Origin of the sequence: Kallipyga gabonensis (assembly GCF_001286805.1) — a bacterium.
GTDB lineage: Bacteria > Bacillota > Clostridia > Tissierellales > Peptoniphilaceae > Kallipyga > Kallipyga gabonensis.
This window is the reverse complement of record NZ_CXYV01000001.1, coordinates 155,688-175,452: the sequence shown is the minus strand read 5'-3', so window position 1 is coordinate 175,452 and position 19,765 is coordinate 155,688. Positions and strand designations below refer to the sequence as shown.

At 54.7% G+C, this 19,765-nt stretch carries 12 protein-coding genes; 11 read left to right on the top strand and 1 reads right to left on the bottom strand.

Going from position 1 to position 19,765, the window contains the following annotated elements; genetic code table 11:
- Nucleotides 1–126 precede the first annotated feature (126 nt).
- From BN2373_RS00840 to BN2373_RS00830, 3 genes are all read left to right on the top strand, one after another.
- Nucleotides 127–2,112 carry a Cna B-type domain-containing protein gene (locus BN2373_RS00840; protein WP_053942302.1) on the top strand — a complete coding sequence of 662 codons (1,986 nt, stop codon included), beginning with the start codon at nt 127–129 and terminating at the stop codon, nt 2,110–2,112.
- A gap of 130 nt (nt 2,113–2,242) precedes the next feature.
- On the top strand, nt 2,243–3,904 hold the full coding sequence (locus BN2373_RS00835; RefSeq protein ID WP_053942301.1) for a glycoside hydrolase family 13 protein: 1,662 nt from the start codon (nt 2,243–2,245) through the stop codon (nt 3,902–3,904).
- On the top strand, nt 3,891–5,306 hold the full coding sequence (locus BN2373_RS00830; protein WP_162200033.1) for a glycoside-pentoside-hexuronide (GPH):cation symporter: 1,416 nt from the start codon (nt 3,891–3,893) through the stop codon (nt 5,304–5,306). Before BN2373_RS00835 ends, BN2373_RS00830 begins: the two co-directional genes overlap by 14 nt.
- 1,378 nt (nt 5,307–6,684) lie before the next feature.
- Here the strand turns inward: BN2373_RS00830 and BN2373_RS00820 are convergent.
- Complete coding sequence (locus BN2373_RS00820; protein WP_053942299.1) at nt 6,685–7,218, bottom strand: hypothetical protein; 534 nt, start codon at nt 7,216–7,218, stop codon at nt 6,685–6,687.
- Between the two features lie 125 nt (nt 7,219–7,343).
- On the opposite strand from BN2373_RS00820, the gene BN2373_RS00815 reads away from it, so the two are divergent.
- From BN2373_RS00815 to uvrA, 8 genes are all read left to right on the top strand, one after another.
- The gene (locus BN2373_RS00815; protein ID WP_053942298.1) at nt 7,344–8,006 is read left to right on the top strand and encodes a response regulator transcription factor; all 663 of its coding nucleotides are present in this window, start codon (nt 7,344–7,346) and stop codon (nt 8,004–8,006) included.
- 8 nt (nt 8,007–8,014) lie between these two features.
- Nucleotides 8,015–9,004 carry a sensor histidine kinase gene (locus BN2373_RS00810; protein WP_053942297.1) on the top strand — a complete coding sequence of 330 codons (990 nt, stop codon included), beginning with the start codon at nt 8,015–8,017 and terminating at the stop codon, nt 9,002–9,004.
- 54 nt (nt 9,005–9,058) lie between these two features.
- Nucleotides 9,059–9,511: a hypothetical protein gene (locus BN2373_RS00805; protein ID WP_053942296.1), complete on the top strand. Its 453-nt coding sequence runs from the start codon at nt 9,059–9,061 to the stop codon at nt 9,509–9,511.
- A gap of 175 nt (nt 9,512–9,686) precedes the next feature.
- The gene (locus tag BN2373_RS00800) at nt 9,687–10,376 is read left to right on the top strand and encodes an ABC transporter ATP-binding protein (RefSeq protein WP_053942295.1); all 690 of its coding nucleotides are present in this window, start codon (nt 9,687–9,689) and stop codon (nt 10,374–10,376) included.
- On the top strand, nt 10,373–13,258 hold the full coding sequence (locus BN2373_RS00795) for an ABC transporter permease (protein WP_053942294.1): 2,886 nt from the start codon (nt 10,373–10,375) through the stop codon (nt 13,256–13,258). The genes BN2373_RS00800 and BN2373_RS00795 overlap by 4 nt, the downstream gene beginning before the upstream one ends.
- A gap of 178 nt (nt 13,259–13,436) precedes the next feature.
- Nucleotides 13,437–14,843: a S41 family peptidase gene (locus tag BN2373_RS00790; protein ID WP_162200032.1), complete on the top strand. Its 1,407-nt coding sequence runs from the start codon at nt 13,437–13,439 to the stop codon at nt 14,841–14,843.
- A gap of 18 nt (nt 14,844–14,861) precedes the next feature.
- Nucleotides 14,862–16,862, top strand: coding sequence for an excinuclease ABC subunit UvrB (gene uvrB, locus BN2373_RS00785; protein WP_053942292.1), 2,001 nt, complete (start codon nt 14,862–14,864; stop codon nt 16,860–16,862).
- Between the two features lie 46 nt (nt 16,863–16,908).
- Complete coding sequence (uvrA, locus tag BN2373_RS00780) at nt 16,909–19,758, top strand: excinuclease ABC subunit UvrA (RefSeq protein ID WP_053942291.1); 2,850 nt, start codon at nt 16,909–16,911, stop codon at nt 19,756–19,758.
- The last annotated feature ends 7 nt before the right edge of the window (nt 19,759–19,765 follow it).

Here is a 19,765-nt window from a genome sequence, read left to right as displayed (position 1 = left end):
TTTCTCAAGGATTGTATATAATTAGTTTGTCTATCTTGCTTTTCTTTTTGCTCCATGATTTCTCAGGTGTTGGATGAGAATCAATAAAGAAAGGCATTATCTTATTGAAAAAAGGAGTAATTCATAATGAAGACGAAAAGAAATCGATTTCGACCCATTTTTTCTATCCTTTTGGCAGCAATTTTGACTTTATTGCCGGCTATGGAAACGGCTGATGCATTCCTGATCGAGAGCAATGTCAAGGTTCTTGATTTTTTCACAGCCAATTTTATGTATGAGAAAAAAATCGATATGAGGAATGCCTCAGATCGGAAGACCATCCCCAATGCGGATTTTGATTTTGATCTTTGGACCCTTTCGGCAATCGAAAAAGAGGAGAAGGAAAAAGAAGAAAAGTACGGAATTGGTAAAATTTTTACCGGAGAAACCTCTGAGGGTTGGAAGAGAGGATACCGGATCAATGAAGGGAAACTTCGTGATGGTGCTTTCTTTATTCCTTTCAGCCATGTGAGTTTTCGAGAGAGTGATATCTATGATCCTGTTCTGACTGACCTGATTGACAAGAGATTTGAAAATGAGAACCTTGGAGAAGAGGTCATTGACCATATTCTAAAATATGATTGGGGGGTGATAACTTCCAGCAGTCGGGAAGAGACGGCAATTGCCCGAAAGCCCACCGATGCCGAATTGGCTCAAAGAAAAGAAGATGAAAAAAACGGGATCCAAAATAACTGGCCGGAAGATACGATTGCATGGAAACTTCCTCGTTTCATTGATTTAAATGAGGATAGTCCGGGAAGTTTCGAAGAGGGTGGACGGTGCCTCTGGGATCAGGACTTTGAAAGCTTCAGCTATTCCAAGTTCTCAGAGTTGAGAACAAAAGTAGCCGTTAACTTTTTCCCCTATACGTATCAGAAGCCTCTCATCACTCACCAAGAGAAAGACTCCTCAGGCAATTATATTTCCTTGTCCAAGGGCCTCCTACTGCCCCATGAGTATTATGAAATGATCGAAAAGTTGGAACAAATTGTCCAATCAACTCATGATTGGGAATCAGATGTTTCCTATGATTCTTACGAAGATGATAATGGGACGGAAATCTATCAAATCCATCGTTATCTTCTGAAAGAGAGACAAGCTCAAGGAGATGCCTTTGTCCCCAATAATGAGGTTAAAATTGTTGATTTCATCCCCGGACTGTATAATATGTTGATCTTCAACAATCTGGAAGAAGCCAATGAGTATTATCAGAATGACATAAAAAACGAGAAAGGTTTCGATTATAATTCTCTTGCTCAAAATTATGCGAAAACGGCCACATTTACCAACGAATACAAGCCCGAAACACCGCCTGTTGTTGTCGTTCCGGACAAGATGACCATCTCTGTTGTTAAGCGTTGGGTGGATGAGGACAACCGGGATAACAAGCGTCCTGAATCGGTGACGGTTCAGCTTTTAGCTGATGGCAAGGAAACCGGAAAGACCCTGGTCCTCAATGCGGATAAGGGATGGTCGGGAAGCTTTACCGATTTGCCGAAGGAGGAGAAGGGAAGCGAGATCAAGTATACCGTCAAGGAAGTCGGCCCGATGAAGGGCTATGTTTCAGCAATTACCGGCGATCAAAAAGCGGGCTTCACGATCACTAATACCTATGAGACGGAAAAGATCAAGATTGAAGGGAAGAAGACCTGGGAAGATGGGAATAACGTAGACGGCAAACGCCCTGAATCCATCACCGTCCGCCTCCTGGCCAATGGGGTGGAAAAGGAAAGCCGGAAGGTCACCGAAAAAGACGGATGGAAGTGGACCTTTACCGACCTGCCCAAATTTGACAAGGGTCAGGAAATCACCTATTCTCTCTCTGAGGATCCGGTAAAAGACTATACTTCGGAAGTCAAAGGCTTTGACATCACCAACACCCGGACTTCCCAGAAAAAAGTCCCGAACAAGCCGAATACTACGAATAAGCCGAGTACATCGAGTAAGTCCAAGTCGCCCAAAACGGGAGATACCAGCAAAATTTATTTCTGGACCTCCATCCTTCTCCTTTCATGCCTGGTTTTCTTACTGGTGAAAAAAGGCAAGCTGAGAAAGACTAAGTCCGACAGATAAGAGTGAGACCACCAGCCCCCGACCGGGTTTCCGGCCGGGGGCTTTTTTTGTCCGCTTTCCCGTAATCGCTTTCCCGGACCCTTCCTTTTGATATAATAGAGAGGCAAGTTTGGAGAAAAAGGAGGATACTATGGGCCAAGTTTGGTGGAAGGACAAAGTGATCTATCAGATCTATCCCCGGAGTTTCTGCGATTCCAATGGGGACGGGATCGGTGATATTCCGGGCATCATCAGCAAGTTGGATTACCTGAAGGAGCTTGGGGTGGACCTTCTCTGGATTTCCCCCCTCTATGCTTCCCCCAACTATGACAATGGCTATGACATCTCCGACTACTATGCCATCCACTCCGATTTCGGGACCATGGCGGACTTCGACCGCCTGGTGGCTGAAGCGGGCCGGCGGGGGATAGGGATCATCATGGACATGGTCATCAACCACACCTCCACCGACCACCCCTGGTTCCAAAAGAGCATGAGGGGAGAGGAATCCTACAAGGATTTTTACATCTGGCAGCCCGGCAAGGGGGGAAAGAAGCCCAACAAATGGACCGGTTTTTTCGGTGGGGACACCTGGGAATATGTCGAGGAGAGGGGGGAATACTACCTCCACCTCTTTGCCAAGGAACAGGCCGACCTCAACTACCGGAACCCCCTAGTGGTGGAGGCTATGGAGGAAGTTATGACCTTCTGGCTGGACAAGGGGGTCAAGGGATTCCGCCTGGACGTCATCAATATCATCCATAAAGACAGCCTGGAGGATGGAGCCTTCCGCCCGGTCCTCCGGGGCAGCGAGTTCTACCTCTCCCGGCCCGGCCTCCACGTCCTCCTCAAGAACTTTCACCAAAAGATCTGGGCACCGCATGAGGCCTATACGGTGGGGGAGACGGTCTTCGTGGACCCGGATGAGGCCCGCCGCCTGACCGACCCCGACCGGAAGGAGCTCTCGGCCATCTTTGCCTTTGAGCATATGGAAACCGACTGCTTTGGGGTCAAGTGGTTCCCTCGTTCCTTCTCGCCCGGGCGTTTTTTCAAGGTTCTGGCCAAGTGGCAGGCCGCCCTCCCCTGGAACACGGTCTATTTTGAAAACCACGACCAGCCCCGGTCTCTCTCCCGCTTCGGCGACCCGGAGGCCTATCCCCGGGAATCCGGCAAGGCCCTGGCCCTCCTCCTTCTCTCCCTCCGGGGAACCCCCTTCATCTACCAGGGCCAGGAGATCGGCATGACCAACTTCGACTTTACTTCCATGGACCAGGTGGAGGATGTGGAATCCCGCCAGGTCTGGTCCATCATCCGGAAGGCTCATTTTCCCCGGGGCCTCTATTGGAAAGTCATCCGGGCCAAGAGCCGGGATAATGCCCGGACCCCCATGCAGTGGTCGGGGGAGGCCGGGGCCGGCTTTACCACAGGAAAGCCTTGGCTGGGGATCAACCACAACCATGTAACCTGCAATGTGGCCGAGGAGGAGGGGGATCCCGACTCCCTCCTCCACTTCTACCGCCGCCTCCTGGCCTACCGGAAGGGGTCAGCCCCCCTCCTGGAAGGGGACTTCCATGAGGTTTATCGGGAAGGGTCGGTTTGGGCCTTCGAGCGGAGGACGGAGGAAGGGGAGGGCCTCCTCTTCCAGATCAACCTTTCGGCCAAGCCTTCCCGGGCCCATCGGTCCGGCCCCTGCCTCTTTTCTTCCTATGAGGAGGATCGGGTCGGGGAGACCCTCCGCCCTTATGAGGCGGCATTGATGGAGATCCCGGTCGGGGATGATGACCGGAAAGGAGAATCCAATGACAAGGAGTAAGAAGACGTCCAACGCTAAGCATGAGGGAAAAATGTCCGCCCTGGACCGGCGGAACATGGTCCTCTTTGGGGCAGGGACCCTGGGCAGGGATATGTTCTACTCCTTTGAGGCCAATGCCCTGATTTATTATTTATCCAACGTCCTCAACCTCCCTCGCGAGGTCTTTATTGCCACCAGCCTGGTCTTTACCATCCTCCGGGTCTTTGATGCTCTCAATGACCCCCTCATGGGCCTGATCGTGGATAACGTCGACTCCAAGCACGGGAAGTTCAAGCCCCCTATGCTGGTTGGGGCTCTGGGAGCCGCTGCCTTCTACCTCCTTCTCTTTTATGACTTCGGCTTTCGGAACTTCCTCTTTCCTCTGGTCTTCGCTATCGCCTACCTGGGCTGGGACCTCTTCTTCGGCCTCAATGACATCGCCTACTGGTCCATGCTCCCCTCCCTCAGCCTTGATCCCAAGGTTAGGGAGAAGATGGGGGCCTGTGCCCGGATCTTCGCCAACCTGGGCGTGTTCACCATCATGATTGCCTGGCAGCCCGTGACCTCAGCCCTGGGCAACACCCCCCGGGCCTGGTTTACTGTTGCCCTGACCGTGACCGTCATCATGTTACTCTTCCACCTTTTCCCCCTTCTTGGTGTCAAAGAAAAGAGCCAGCTCTTCCAGCGGCAGGAAGAAAAGACCGGTCTCAAGGATATGTGGCATATCCTGACGGGCAACGACCAGCTCCTTTGGACCACCCTGGCCATGTCCCTCTTTACCGTGGGCTATATCACCACCACAACCGTCTCCATTTATTACATGCAATACGTCTTTGGTGACCAGGATCTCTATCCTGTCCTGGCGGCCGTTGTCGGTGTCGCCCAAATCGGTGCCCTCCTCATTTTCCCGGCCGTCTCCAAGGGCCGGACCCGTCGGCAGATGTACCGGTTCTCCACCATTCTGGTCACCATCGCCTACCTCATCATGGTCTTTGCCGAGACCTCCCTCTATGTTCTTTTGGGCGCCGCCCTCTTCCTCTTTGTTGGTGATGCCTTCATCCAGCTCCTCATGCTCATGTTCCTCGAAGACACCGTGGAATATGGCCAGTGGAAGCTGGGGAGCCGGAACGAGTCCATCACCCTCTCTGTACAACCCCTGATCAACAAGATCGGCGGTGCCCTCTCTATGGGGATTGTCTCCCTGGCCCTGGTCCTCTCCGGCATCAAGCAAGGCACTCAAGCCGCCCAATCCATCGATGCCGGCGGCCGGATGGTCATCCGTCTGGTCTTCATCGCAATCCCCCTGGCCTTCATCATGGCCGGTTACCTGGTCTACCATTTCAAATTCAAGATTAATGAGGAACTCTATCAACAAATCCTCCAGGACCTGGAAGATCGCGGGCAAATCCGCCGGGAAAACTAAGAAAAAGAAAAAGAGCCGCTAGTGCGGCTCTTTTTTTGTGGGAGGCGGAGCTGTAATTTGTCTAATGGCGGGGCCGCTGCCCTGGCTGTGGCCCCAATCCGCTGGTAGCCAGGGCAGCCCCTACCCTGGCTGGGGCTCATATTTGCCGATAGCCAGGGAAGCCCCGCCCTGGCCTGGGCTCATATTTTTTGCTAGCCAGGGAACCCCTCACCCTGGCTGGCCCCCAAATTCGCCGATAGCCAGGGGAACCCCGCCCTGGCTGGAGCTCATCATTGCCAGCAGCCAGGGAAGTCCCGCCCTGTCTGGTGCTCATCATTGCCAGTAGCCAGGGTAATCTCGCCCTGGCTGGGGGCTCATAAATGCCAGTAGCCAGGGTCGCCACCCTTGATGGCAGAACAAAATTCGCTTTTCCGGCTTCGCCGACGGCGACGAACTCAACAATCCCTTGTTCTTCCCGTCATTTTTTTATTTTAGCGAATTTTGTCCTTATGCCCTCAAGGGCAAGCCGCCTCCGGCGGTGGCTCCTGCCTCCGGCTCTGAACTCATGAGTTTTCGTTTTCCAGGATGGTGCCCTGCTCCCGGCGAGGGCAGGTTTGGGCGGAGCCCAAGGCTTGGCCCAATACCCCTCCAAGTGGCGAGAACAGCGGGAGAGAGGGGTGTTCCCATGCCCCTCCAAATGGTGTAAATGGCGGGAAGGAGGGGTATCCTCATGCCCCTCCAAGTGGCGAAAACGGCGTGAAGGAGGGGTATCCTCATGCCCCTCCAAGTGGCGAAAACGGCGTGAGGGAGGGGTATCCTCATACCCCTCCAAGTGGCGAAAACAGAGGGAAGGAGGGGAATCCCTGTACCGCCTTAACTCCGCTTTTCGGCAAAGAGGCGGAATCCCTGTACCGCCTTAACTCGGTTTTTTGGCAAAAGGATGGTATCCCTATACCGCCCTAACTTTAGGTTTCGCCAAATGAGGTGGTATTATTTTCACCACCCAATTTTCCATTTCGCCAAATGAGGCGGTATTTTTTTCACCACCCAATTTTCCATTTCACCAAATGAGGCGGAATTCCCCCACCACCCAATTCTCATTTTCGCCAAATAGGGTGGAATTTCCACACCGCCCAATTCCCTATTCCGACCAACAGGGCGGAATCCCGGCATCTAGTCCCGGGCTCTTGTGTAGTGGTAAGCTTTTTTTGGACACCTGAGTTTTTCTTTTTAACTCCATTTATTCATTCACATACAGGGAAATTGTATAAAATGGAGACAAAGAGAAAAGAGGAAGACAAGGAGTCCTATTATGACGTATTCCAGAGAAAAAAGATTGGACATTGGTCGACGAATTTATGAGGGTGAGCTTACCACCAAGCAGGCAGCCCTAACCCGCTTATTTCGGCTGGCCAAGGAAATATTGTCCCCAGGCGGCCATGAGGAAGACCATCCATAGAACGACCAGAACTGCTGTCGATAGGACCCGGAGGAATCGAGAAGCTTGGATTTTTTCATTCCGCCGAATCAGGATGGTTAAGGGGAGGGGGAAGAGGAAGATCCAGCCCAGGATCCACAAAAGAGTAATTCCAAATCTGTGGGGCTTGGCCGGAGGAGTGGGTGTGACTTTTCGGCTTGCTGAGGAGTTGGGGCGGGAAGAATTCGCCTTAGGATAAGGGTCATTCGTTCGGGAGTAGATTCCCCGGCCTGTGGTATAACCGCACTGGGGGCAGGCCTTGGTGAAGTATTCTCCGCCACATCGAGGGCAGGTTTTGGACTTTGCCCCCGCCTTCAAACCGCATTGAGGGCAATAGGGGGAGGAAAAGATGGTGCCGCACTGGTTGCAGCGGGTGGAAAAATCGCTGGACCCACAGGATGAACAAACTTCCACCCCGTCCTCGCTGGTATTTCCGCAGTAGTTACAGATTTTCATGGCCCCACGCCCCCTTTCTTCTTTTACTTCTTATTTTACACGATTTTCCGGCCAGGGATAGGTGACCGGACTTTCTTGTCAGAAAAAAACCAATCCGCTACACTAAAAGTAAGAAAGGGGGCAGCATGGACAAAATTCTACTGGTAGAAGACGATGGGGCCATCGTATCCTCCCTGACGGAATACCTGACCGGGAAGGACTTCCTTGTCGTGGCCGTTGGGGGAGAGAGGGAGGCCCGCCTCCGGCTCAGGGAGGAGCCCTTTGACCTCCTTTTAATTGACATTTCCCTCCAAAACGGGACCGGCTTCGGGGTCCTGGAAGCCGCCAAGACCATGGGGGTCCCCGGGATCTTCCTCACCGCCCAGGATGAGGAGGAAACTTTGGTCCGGACCTTTGAGGAGGGGGCCAATGACTACATCGTCAAGCCCTTCCGCCCCCGGGAGCTCCTGGCCCGGATCCAGAATGTCCTCCGCAGGGAGGGGAGGGGGGAGACCCTCCAAATTCAAGACGTCCTGGTCAATCTTGACCGGGGGACCATCACCCGCAAGGGGAAGGAGGAGGAACTCTCGGCCCTGGAATACCGCCTCCTGGAGACCTTTTTGGCCAACCGGGGTCAGGTCCTCCGCCGGAACCAGCTTCTCGAGGATATCTGGGACCTGGCGGGCGATTTTGTCAACGACAACACCCTCTCGGTCTACATCAAACGCCTCCGGGAAAAGCTGGAGGAAGACCCCAAGAACCCCAAGATCATCACCACCGTCCGGGGCATCGGCTACCGGATGGACTAGGAGGGCTCATGAAAAACAAAGACATCCGCCGGGAAGCCTTCCTCTCCCTGGCCGGCCTCCTGGCCATGACCTTGGTTTTGCTGGCCACGAGATCTCAAGCCCTCTTTCCCTTCCTTTTGACTTCGGCCTTCGTGGTCATCCTCCACCTGACCTTCAGCCTCAAGCACTACCGGGACCTGGCCGACCTGGCCCACAAGCTGGACCATGCCCTCTATGCCGACGACCTCCCCCAGCTTTCCGATGCAGAAGAGGGGGAAGTCCCCATCTTGGAAAGCCAGATCCGCAAGCTCCTGATCAAGCTCCATGAGCAAAAGGACCAGCTCCAGGAAGATAAGCTGGTCCTCAAGGAGGCCATCGAAGACATCTTCCACCAGCTCCGGACTCCCCTGACCGTCCTCTTTATCCAGATGGAACTCCTCAAGGACCCCGACCTGACCGAGGACAAGCGGCGAGACCTGGTCCGAAAGATGTCCAAGGAATGCCGGCGGATGGAGTGGCTGGTGGAATCCCTCCTCAAGCTCTCCAAGATCGATGCCGGGACCGTCCGCTTCGAGAAAACCACCGTCCCCCTTCGCCCCCTCCTGGATGAGGCGGTCCGGTCCTTTGAAATCCCCCTGGAGGTCCAGGGCGTTTCCCTGGACCTGGAGGTCGAGGAAGCCTCCTTTGAAGGGGACTACCGGTGGACCCTGGAGGCCCTGGAAAACCTCATCAAAAATGCCCTGGAACATACCTCGGCCGGGGGAGAACTCCAAATCCGGGGCATGGATAACACCCTTTACACGGAAATCACCATCCAGGATGACGGGCCCGGCTTTGATAGCGAGGACCTCCCTTATCTTTTTGACCGCTTTTATAAAGGAAAAGGGGCCAGCGAAAATTCCATCGGGATCGGCCTGGCCCTTTCCCGGGCCATCATTACGGCCCAAAACGGGACCATCCAGGCGGAAAACCAGGATGGCGCCCTTTTCCGGATCCGTTTTTATAAGTCAGTGGTTTAATTTCCAGACAAGAATTGCAGATTGTGAATTCTTTCTTGAAGGAGGTGGTCATCAATGTCCTTATCGCAGAAGCCCAAGGGCAATACGAAATCTCAGCAGGTCATTCAAGTTTTATGCATTATTGCCATAGCTATCCTCATCGCTCTGGATATTTTTCTCTATGCCTACGATGTCTTAATGCCCCCCTTTATTACCTATGGGGTCTTGCTTGTTATCGGGCTTTTCCAAAAGAAAGATCAGCGGGCCAGTCTGGGTTACGGATTCATCACCCTATTGTTGATCCTAGCCTTCTTGTTTTTGAAGCCGAATTACACGATTCCTCAAGCCAAGGAAAAAATTCAAGGAGAGGTCAAGGAGACGATCGAAACCGACAATCAAGGCTATTTCCCCAATCAAAGCCTTTTTTACAGGGGTGGATATGTTTTTCGAACGGAAAGCAACCGCTACCTGGAATTTAATAACCGGACGGGTGACTTTCACTTCATTGAGGATCCCTTAAAGCCATAAATGCATAAATAAGAAAGACGAATTATCCCTGGAATTCCCCAATTCCAGGGATGATTTATTTAGGAGAATTTATTTAATATCTGTCACCGAGATGTCACTTTCCTCCTTTATCATGGATTCAGATTATGAATTTCGACAATCTCATAAGATCATTTCCGCATAAAGGAGGAAATTTATGGAAGTATTGCGCGTTGAAAATCTGACCAAGACCTATGGGAAGGAGCCCCACTTGGTCAAGGCCCTGGCGGGGGTTTCTTTTTCAGTCAACAAGGGAGAATTTGTGGCCATCATCGGTCCCTCGGGCTCCGGAAAGTCCACCCTCCTCCATGCCATCGGCGGGGTAGACCGGCCAACCGGCGGCAAGGTCTTTGTCAACGGCCAAGACGTCTACCAGCAAAGCGATAAAAACCTGGCTATCTTCCGCCGGAGGGAAGTGGGCCTGGTTTACCAGTTCTACAACCTCATCCCGGTTCTGACCGTGGAAGAGAACATGACTCTACCGGTTACCCTGGACGGGAGGGTAGTCAACCAACAGCGTCTGGAAGACCTCATTCAAACCCTGGGTCTGGAAAACTGCCGAGCCGCCCTCCCCAACCAGCTCTCCGGGGGCCAGCAGCAGCGGGCTTCTATCGGCCGGGCCCTCATGAATGCCCCCTCCATTGTTTTGGCCGATGAGCCGACCGGGAACCTGGATTCCAGGAACTCCCAGGCCATCATCGAACTCCTGAAATTCTACAATAAGACCTTCAATCAAACCCTTCTGGTCATCACCCACGATGAGTCCATCGCCCTCCAGGCCGACCGGATCCTCTCCATTGAAGACGGTCTCATCACCCGGGACGAGCAGGTAAGGGGGAGACAATGAATGCCCTATTTGCCTTCACCCGGCGGAGTCTGAAAAAGAACGGAACCCGGACCCTGGTCACCATCCTGGGCATCACCGTCTCCATGATCATGTTAACGGCGGTCACCCTGGGCGGCCATTCCGGACAGAAATTTTTCGAACGGGTCACCCTGGAAAGCGAAGGTGCCTACCACGGCTATTGGCATGGCCTGACCGACCGGGAGGTGGAGGAGGCCCGGAATGTCCCCAACCAGGGGAAGGTCTCCGTCTGGAAGGAGGTGGGCTTTGCCGACATCGGGTCGACCAATGAATACAAGCCCTACCTCCGGATCTTTTCCATCGACAAGGAAGCCCCGAATTTGGTGGCCATCAACCTCACTAGCGGGCGGATGCCGAAAAAGGAGGGGGAGATCCTCCTTCCCGACCACCTCAAGTCCAATGGAGGAGTGACCTTTGACCTGGGTCAGACCCTCCGCTTGGACGTGGGGAAAAGAGAAGTCGATGGCCAGCTGGCTATTAACGATATGGCTCGGGAGCCCCTGGATTTTCAACCGGGCCATGAAAAAATCGTCCAGTCCCGGCCCATGACCTTCACGGTGGTGGGAACCTACCAGCGCCTGTCCTTTGACCTGGAACCGGTATCCATGCCGGCCTATACGGCCCTGACCCGGGGAAGGGCAGAGGGGCCCTCTATGGTTCTTTTCACCTTTGAAGACCGGGCCAAGGGCATTAAGGACTACCAGGACCGGGAGGGGAAAATCAAGCAAGCCATGGAGACCGACCGGGATTGGAACCAAGTGGACAAGAACCTGCCCGGGAACCTCAAATTCATCAACTACCATGAATTCCTCCTCCAGACCCAGGGAAGCGTGACCGGGTCGCCTTTAGTCCGAGCCATTTGGACCCTGGCGACCATCCTCATCGTCATCATCGCCCTGGCCACCATCAGCCTGATCTACAATGCCTTCTCCATTTCCGTCATGGAGCGGACACGCCAGTACGGCATGCTCCGGTCCATCGGGGCCACCAACCGGCAGATTCTCTTGTCCATTCTCTATGAAGGGCTCATCGTCAGCCTGCCTGCGGTCCTCCTCGGAGCGGTTTTGGGTTACCTGGGCCTCTTCCTGGCCTTCAATTTTGCCCGGTCCATGGCCCCGGACTTCACCTATGTCCTCCCCGGTCGAACCATCCAAATTGAGCCGGTCATCAGTCTGGCCCCCCTCCTCCTGGCGGCCCTCCTCTGTATCCTGACCACCCTCATTTCTGCCTTCCTCCCCGCTCGCCGGGCCATGAAGATGACCCCCATCCAGGCCCTCCGGATGGAGAAGGATGTCAAACTCAAGGCCCGTCAAGTCAAGACTTCAGGATTTTGGTCCAAGCATTTTGGCGTAGAAGGCGGGTTGGCGGTTAAGAACCAGAAGCGGGAGAAGGGTCACCAACGGGCAACCGTCTTCTCCCTGGCCCTTTCCGTCATTCTCTTTGTCACTTCCTCTGCCTTCATCGGTCAAGTCCAATCGACCATGAATCGGGCCTCCTTGGGCGACAACCAGGCCGACATCTCCTACCACTTTTGGGATGTTGCCCCGGGTCTCATGGCCCAAGGGAAGGAGGATTCGGGGGAGACGGAGAATGGAGGTCTGGCCCACCAGGAGGACCTTCTGAAAAAAATCCGGACCATTCCCGGTATCGACCGATCCAGTCTTTCCTTCCAAACTGATGCCTATGTCCTCTTTCCCCCGGGAGTCCACCACGACAAGTTGGTAGACGCCAGAAAACGCCAGGCCGAAGAGGGGAGTCAGGTCGACACAGACACCGAACTTTTTCTCGCCCAATGGGACGGGGGAAAAGACCTGAGAGAAGGAATCAAACTGGCCTTCCTGGATGATGCCTACTTCCGGACCTATATCCAGTCCTTGGGTCAGGACCCCAACGCCTATTTTGAAAGTGGAAAGGTTCGGGGAGTCCTCCTGAACCGAACAATCACCTACCAATTCCTGAAATCGGGAGGGGTTCGGTCCGAAGAGACCCCCTATCTGAAGGAAGAAGAAGATCTTACCCTTTCCATCCTTTCTCTGTCCCACCAGAAGGGCTATGTTGAGGCCATCTTAGGGAAGGATCAGAAGGGGAGCCTGGTCTATACCTATATCCCAGATCTTGAGGGGAAAAATACCACAACAAAGGAGAGCCTGGTAAAGAGCCCGGACCAGGTGGAGTCTGCCAAACCGGTGAGCCTGGGCACCATGACGGACCGGGCTCCCTTGGGCGGCGGGGCCGGTCAGGTCTGCATCTACTTCCCCCTGTCCAGGGTCAGGGAGGTCTTCCCGGAAGAAGACCTGGCACACCGGGACTTCCATGGAGCCATCTCAGTCACCGACCAGGAAAATAGCCATGACAGGGTCATGGAAGAAGTCAAGCGGATTTCTGATGAGGATACGCAAAGACATACCACCATTGATGTCCGGAATAATACGGACCTCATGCGCCGGATGGTCACCATGGTCGGTGTCTTTGCCACCCTCTTTATCATCTTCATCAGCCTGATCGTCATCGCCAATATGTTCAACGCCATCTCCACCAACATGATCCTCCGACGGCGGGACTTCGCCATCCTCAAGACCGTGGGCATGGACGACCGCCAGCTCAACCGGATGTTGGTGGTGGAGGGGGCCTACTACGGAATCAAGGCCCTTCTTGTGGCCATTCCCCTTTCCCTCCTGGCTTGTTTGGGAATGGCCAAGGTCATGCAGGAAAAGGCCGACATCGTCAACTTCTACATTCCCTGGGCCTCCCTGGCTATTGCCGTGGGTACGGTGGTGGTCGTGGTCTTTATCACCATCGCTTACGCCAGGAAGAAGCTGGATCTCGACCATCCCATGGCCTGGATCAAGGGGGAGACCTTCTGATTTTCTTCCGGGCTTGAAAGTCTTTACGACTGATCCCTCCTTGCCCTTTACCGGTAAGGAGGGATTTTCTTATGGACCGATTGAAGCCGGCTTGGCATGGTATAATAGTAAATATGTCAAATGGACACAGAAATGACAAAGCCACGGCACTTTTTGAGCCATATAAGGAGTAATGACCATGAAAAAAATCGGTAAAGTTCTCTTGCTCATCATCCTTCTGGTGGGCTTCTCCCTGGGCGGCTACTTCCTGGGAGCAAATTCCCGCTTGGAAACCCCATTAGCCGGCATCATGGGAGAAGAGCCCCGAAGTCAGGAAATGGAGCGAATTCTAAAAAATATTGAAAATTATAGCAAGATTATCAAAAGGGATTATATCTTCGATTACAAGGATGAAGACCTGGAAACCGGCATTTACAAGGGACTCTTTGCCGGCCTGGGCGACCCTTATTCCGAATACTACACCAAAGAAGAATACGAAGCCCTCCTGGAGGATACTTCCGGCTCCTTTGCCGGCATCGGTTTGGTGGTGACGGCGGGGGAGGACAACCTCATCACGGTCGTTTCCCCCATCGAAGGCACACCCGCCGCCAAGGCAGGCATCCGGTCCGGAGATAAGATTCTTGCCGTGGACGGGACCACTTATCTGGGCAGTGAGCTCAATGAGGCCACCAAGGCCATGAGGGGAACCCCTGGAACAGAGGTTACAATCACTATCCGCCGGGAGGGGACCGGGGTCCTGAAAAACGAGGATAAGACCCTGACCCGGGCGGAAATCAACGTCAAAACGGTCAATGCCAAGCTTTTGGAAGACCAGGTGGGCTATGTCCAGGTCACCCAGTTTAATGAAACAACGGCAGAGGAGTTCGACCAGGCCCTCCGCTCCCTCATGGACCAGGGGGCCGAACACCTGGTCCTGGACCTCCGGAACAATCCCGGCGGCCTCCTGGACATGGTCATCACCATGGCCGACAATGTCCTGGGTGAAGGAAAAATCGTCACAACCGTGGACAAGCAGAAGAAGGAAGATGTAGCCACCTCGGATAAGGAGCATATCGGCATACCCATGGTGGTCCTGGTGAATGAAGGATCCGCTTCCGCCTCGGAAATCATGACGGGTGCCCTCAAGGACAACAATAGGGCACTGGTTCTGGGCAAGACCACCTTTGGCAAAGGGATCGTTCAACGCATTTATCCTCTGGGTGCCGGAAAGGGCGGCGGCTTCAAGCTGACCATGGCCGAGTACCTGACCCCCAAGGGGACCCACATCCATGAGGTGGGGATTGCTCCGGACCTTGACCTGGATCTTAATGAGGAAGCCAAGGGGATCGGGCCGGATTTCCTAGACCAGGATAACCAGCTTCGGGCGGCCATGGCCCTGGTCAAGACCCTGACCGGCGACCGAGTCGACCCGGCTAAAGCCAAGTCCTTTGATCTCAAGCCCTTCCTCCCTAAGACCGGGGAAGAAGCCTCTTCTGAACCGGCTTCTTCGGAGGAAACCCGGTCCTCATCGGGTGAAGATTCCGGTCAAGAGTCGTCTTCTTCCCAACCGGAGGAGAAACCTCAGGAAAGTTCAAGTGCAGAGTAACCTTAGGAAGGATTGACCTTGCCTCCATTCAAGATTCATTCCCAATATCAACCCACGGGTGACCAACCCCAGGCCATCGACCGCCTGGTCGATGGGATCCGGCGGGGAGACCACTACCAGACCCTCCGGGGGGTAACCGGGTCGGGGAAGACCTTCACCATGGCCAATATCATCGAGCGGGTTCAAAAGCCCACCCTGGTTATCGCCCATAATAAAACCCTGGCTTCCCAGCTGGCTGGCGAGTTTAAGGAATTTTTTCCCGACAATGCCGTAGAATTTTTTGTTTCCTATTATGACTACTACCAGCCTGAAGCCTATGTGGCGGCGACCGACACCTATATTGCTAAAGATGCTTCGATTAACGATGAAATTGACCGCCTCCGCCATTCAGCCACCACTCAACTCTTTCAGCGAAAGGATGTCATTGTAGTGGCTTCGGTCTCCTGCATCTATGGCCTGGGTGACCCGGAAGACTATCTCAAACTCACCCTCTCCCTTCGTACCGGCCAGGTCATTCCCATTGAAGAAGTCCTCACCCGATTGGTGGACATCCAGTTTGTCCGCAACGACATCGACTTCCAACGGGGGACCTTCCGCCTCAAGGGGGATACCCTGGATATTTTCCCGGCTTCCACTTCGGAGAACGCCATCCGGGTGGAATTCTTTGGGGATGAGATCGACCGGATCCTGGAATTCGACGACTTGACCGGGGAAATTTTGGAAGCCCGGAACTACGTCATGATCTACCCGGCCTCCCACTTTGCCACCACCCATAAGAAAATGGAAAGAGCCGTAGTCACCATAGAAGAGGAATTGGAGGACCGCCTGGAAGAACTCCGGTCTCAGTCCAAGCTGGTCGAAGCCCAGCGCCTGGAGCAAAGAACCCTCTATGACCTGGAGATGATGAAGGAGATCGGCTATTGCTCAGGGATTGAAAACTACTCCCGCCACATTTCCGGCCGAGCCCCGGGCTCCCGCCCCTACACCCTGATCGACTATTTCCCGGATGACTTCCTCATGGTCATCGACGAGTCCCATGCCACCCTTCCCCAACTCCGGGGGATGATCAACGGGGACATCTCCCGGAAGCAAAACCTCATCGACTTCGGCTTCCGCCTGCCTTCGGCCTTGGACAACCGGCCTCTGAAATTTGAGGAGTGGGAATCCCTGGTCAACCAGGCCGTCTTTATGTCAGCCACCCCCGGACCCTATGAAAATGAGCATTCTACACAGATTGTCGACCAGGTCATCCGGCCCACCGGACTCCTGGACCCTCGGGTGGAGGTCCGGCCTACCAAGCATCAGATCGATGACCTCATGGCCGAGATTCGGAAGACGACCGAGCGAGGGGACCGGACCCTGGTCACCACCCTGACCAAAAAGATGGCGGAGGACCTGACCAACTACCTGGAAGAGGCAGGAATCAAGGTCACCTACATGCACTCGGACATTGCCACCATGGAGCGGATGGAGATCATCCGGGACCTCCGGCTGAAAAAGTACGATGTTTTAGTAGGGATCAACCTCCTCCGGGAAGGCCTGGATATTCCCGAAGTCTCCCTTATCTGCATTTTGGATGCCGACAAGGAGGGCTTCCTCCGGTCGGAGACCTCCCTCATCCAGACCATCGGCCGGGCGGCCCGAAACGAAAGGGGAAAGGTCATCCTTTATGGGGACCAAATCACCCGGTCCATGCAGGTGGCCATTGATGAAACTTCCCGCCGCCGGTCCATCCAGGAGACCTACAATGAAGAACACCACATCACTCCCCGGTCGGTCCGGAAAAACGTCCATGACCTTCTTACCACTGCTGTTGCCGCAGGAGAAGTGGGGACCTATCTGGGCGACAAAGAGGAGGATTTCAAGGATAAGGAGACTTTCTCCATCCAGGACATCAAGGAGATTCTTCTTAACATGGAAATGGAGATGCGGAAGGCGGCCGAAGAGCTCGACTTCGAGCGGGCAGCCACGATTCGGGATACGATCCGAAAGATGAAAGAAGACTATAAAATTGACTGATTCGGCCGGGTCAAACCGGCCTTTGAAATAGAGATGAAGGAGACATATGAGTCTAGAAAACATCGTAATTAAGGGGGCCAAGGTCAACAACCTCAAGGATGTGGACCTGACCCTGCCCAGAAATAAGATGATTGTGATGACGGGGCTTTCCGGTTCGGGCAAGTCCTCTTTGGCTTTTGATACCATCTACGCGGAGGGACAGCGGCGATACGTCGAGTCCCTTTCTTCCTATGCCCGGATGTTTTTAGGCCAGATGGACAAGCCGGACGTAGACCTGGTCGAGGGCCTGTCCCCGGCCATCTCCATCGACCAGAAGACCACCAACCGGAACCCCCGGTCCACGGTTTCCACCGTAACGGAAATCAACGACTACCTCCGTCTCCTTTTTGCTAAAGCGGGCCATGCTTTCTGCCCGGTCTGCGGGGCCCCCATCGAAGCCATGTCGGTGGATGAGATTGTGGATTCCATCTTAGCCCTGCCCGACCGAACCCGGATCCTTGTTCTTTCTCCGGTTATTCGGGGCAAGAAGGGAATGCATAAAAACGCCCTGTCCAACCTCCAAAAGCGGGGCTTTTCCCGGGTCCTAGTGGACGGGGCCATGCGGGATCTCATTGAAGACATTGACCTGGAGAAGAACCTCCGCCACGACATCTCCATTGTCGTAGACCGGCTCATTGTCCGGGAAGGAATCACCACCCGCCTGACCTCCTCCGTGGAAACGGCCCTGGCTGAATCCGGGGGGACGATCATTGTGGACCAGCTGGGTCCTGATAGGGAAGTGTTGGATTCCCATACCTATTCCTCCAAGCTGGCCTGCCCCGAGGGCCATATGACCCTGGAAGAAATTGAGCCCCGCCTCCTCTCCTTCAACTCCCCACTGGGTGCCTGTCCCGACTGCTCGGGCCTGGGCTTCCATGCCCAGGTGGATGCCCAGCTCTGCATCCCCAACCCCGACCTCTCCATCGAAGAGGGGGCGGTGGCTCCCTATGCGACTTCGGGCAAGGGAACCTTTTACTATGAGATGATCCGGGCCGTGGCCCAAGCCTACGATTGGTCCCTGGATCAACCCATTGGCCAGGCTCCGGACGAAGTGGTGGACGCCCTTCTCTGGGGGTCCGACCGGATCGTCACCTTCTCCTTTAACTCCCATTTCTCCGGTCAAAAAACCTACAGAGATACTTGGGAGGGGACCATCCCCAACCTGACCCGCCGGTTCAAATCTGGAGGGGAAGGGACCCAGAAGCGGATCCGGGACTTCATGGCGGAGAATACCTGCGAGACCTGCCATGGGGACCGCCTCCGGCCTGAGGCCCTCTCCGTCCATATTGCGGACAAGAACATCGCCGAATTCAACCGGATGTCCATCCAGGAGGCCTATGACTGGACGGAAAAGCTGACCTTCTCCGAGAGCGAAGCCATCATTGCAGCCCCCATCCTCAAGGAGGTCCGGGCCCGGCTCAAGTTCCTCATCGACGTGGGTCTGGACTACCTGACCCTGGACCGCTATGCCGCCACCCTGTCGGGCGGGGAGTCCCAGCGGATCCGCCTGGCCACCCAAATCGGGGCCGGCCTGGTCGGGGTGGTCTATGTCCTGGATGAGCCCTCCATCGGCCTCCACCAGCGGGACAACAACCGTCTCCTGGCTGCCCTCCGGAACCTGACTGACCTGGGCAACACCCTCATCATCGTGGAGCACGATGAGGACACCATGCGGGCGGCCGACTGGATCGTGGATGTGGGTCCGGGGGCCGGCCTCCTGGGCGGGCAGATTGTGGCCCAGGGCCCCTTCGATAAGATTATCCAAACTCCGGGTTCCATCACCGGAGACTACCTGGCCCACCGGAAGTTCATTCCCGTCCCGGAAGAGAGGCGGAAAGCTTCCGGCTGGCTCAAGGTCAAGGGGTGCCGGGAGAACAACCTCAAGGGGATCGATGTCAAGATTCCTCTGGGAGTTCTGACCGCCATCACCGGGGTTTCCGGGTCGGGCAAGTCCTCCTTTGTCGAGGGCATCCTTTACAAGGTCCTGGCCAACCGCCTCAACAAGGCCCACATCCGGCCCGGAAAATATAAAGGAATCGAGGGGTTGGACCAGCTGGATAAGGTCATTGAGATCGACCAGTCGCCCATCGGCCGGACACCCCGGTCCAACCCGGCCACCTACACCAAGGTCTTCGACCTCATCCGTGATGTCTTTGCTTCCTCTAACGACGCCAAGATGCGGGGCTACGACAAGGGTCGATTTTCCTTTAACGTCAAGGGAGGGCGGTGCGAGGCCTGTAAGGGAGATGGGACCATCAAGGTGGAGATGCACTTCCTCCCCGATGTCTACGTTCCCTGTGAAGTTTGCCATGGGGCCCGTTACAACCGGGAGACCCTCCAGGTCCGCTACCGGGGGAAGACCATTGCCGATGTCTTGGAGATGACTATTGAAGAGGCTCTGGACTTTTTCAAAAACCATGCCGGGATCCAACGCAAGCTTCAAACCCTGGTGGATGTGGGTCTGGGTTATCTCAAGGTGGGTCAGCCTTCACCTGAGCTATCCGGCGGGGAGGCCCAGCGGGTCAAACTGGCCGCTGAACTGGGCAAGGTCTCCACGGGAAAAACGATATATATTCTGGATGAGCCCACGACGGGCCTCCATGTCCACGACATCGACAAGCTGGTCAAGGTCTTTGACCGCTTAATCGACCAGGGCAATTCCATCGTGGTCATTGAACACAATTTGGATGTCATTAAGTATGCGGACTACATCGTGGACCTGGGACCTGAAGGCGGGGCCCGGGGCGGAGAAATTGTGACCGAGGGTACGCCCGAAGAAGTCGCAAAAGACCCTTCTTCGTATACCGGAAAATTCCTTGCTCCGGTCCTGGAGAGGGACAGGACTCGGGAAAAATAAGGATCAG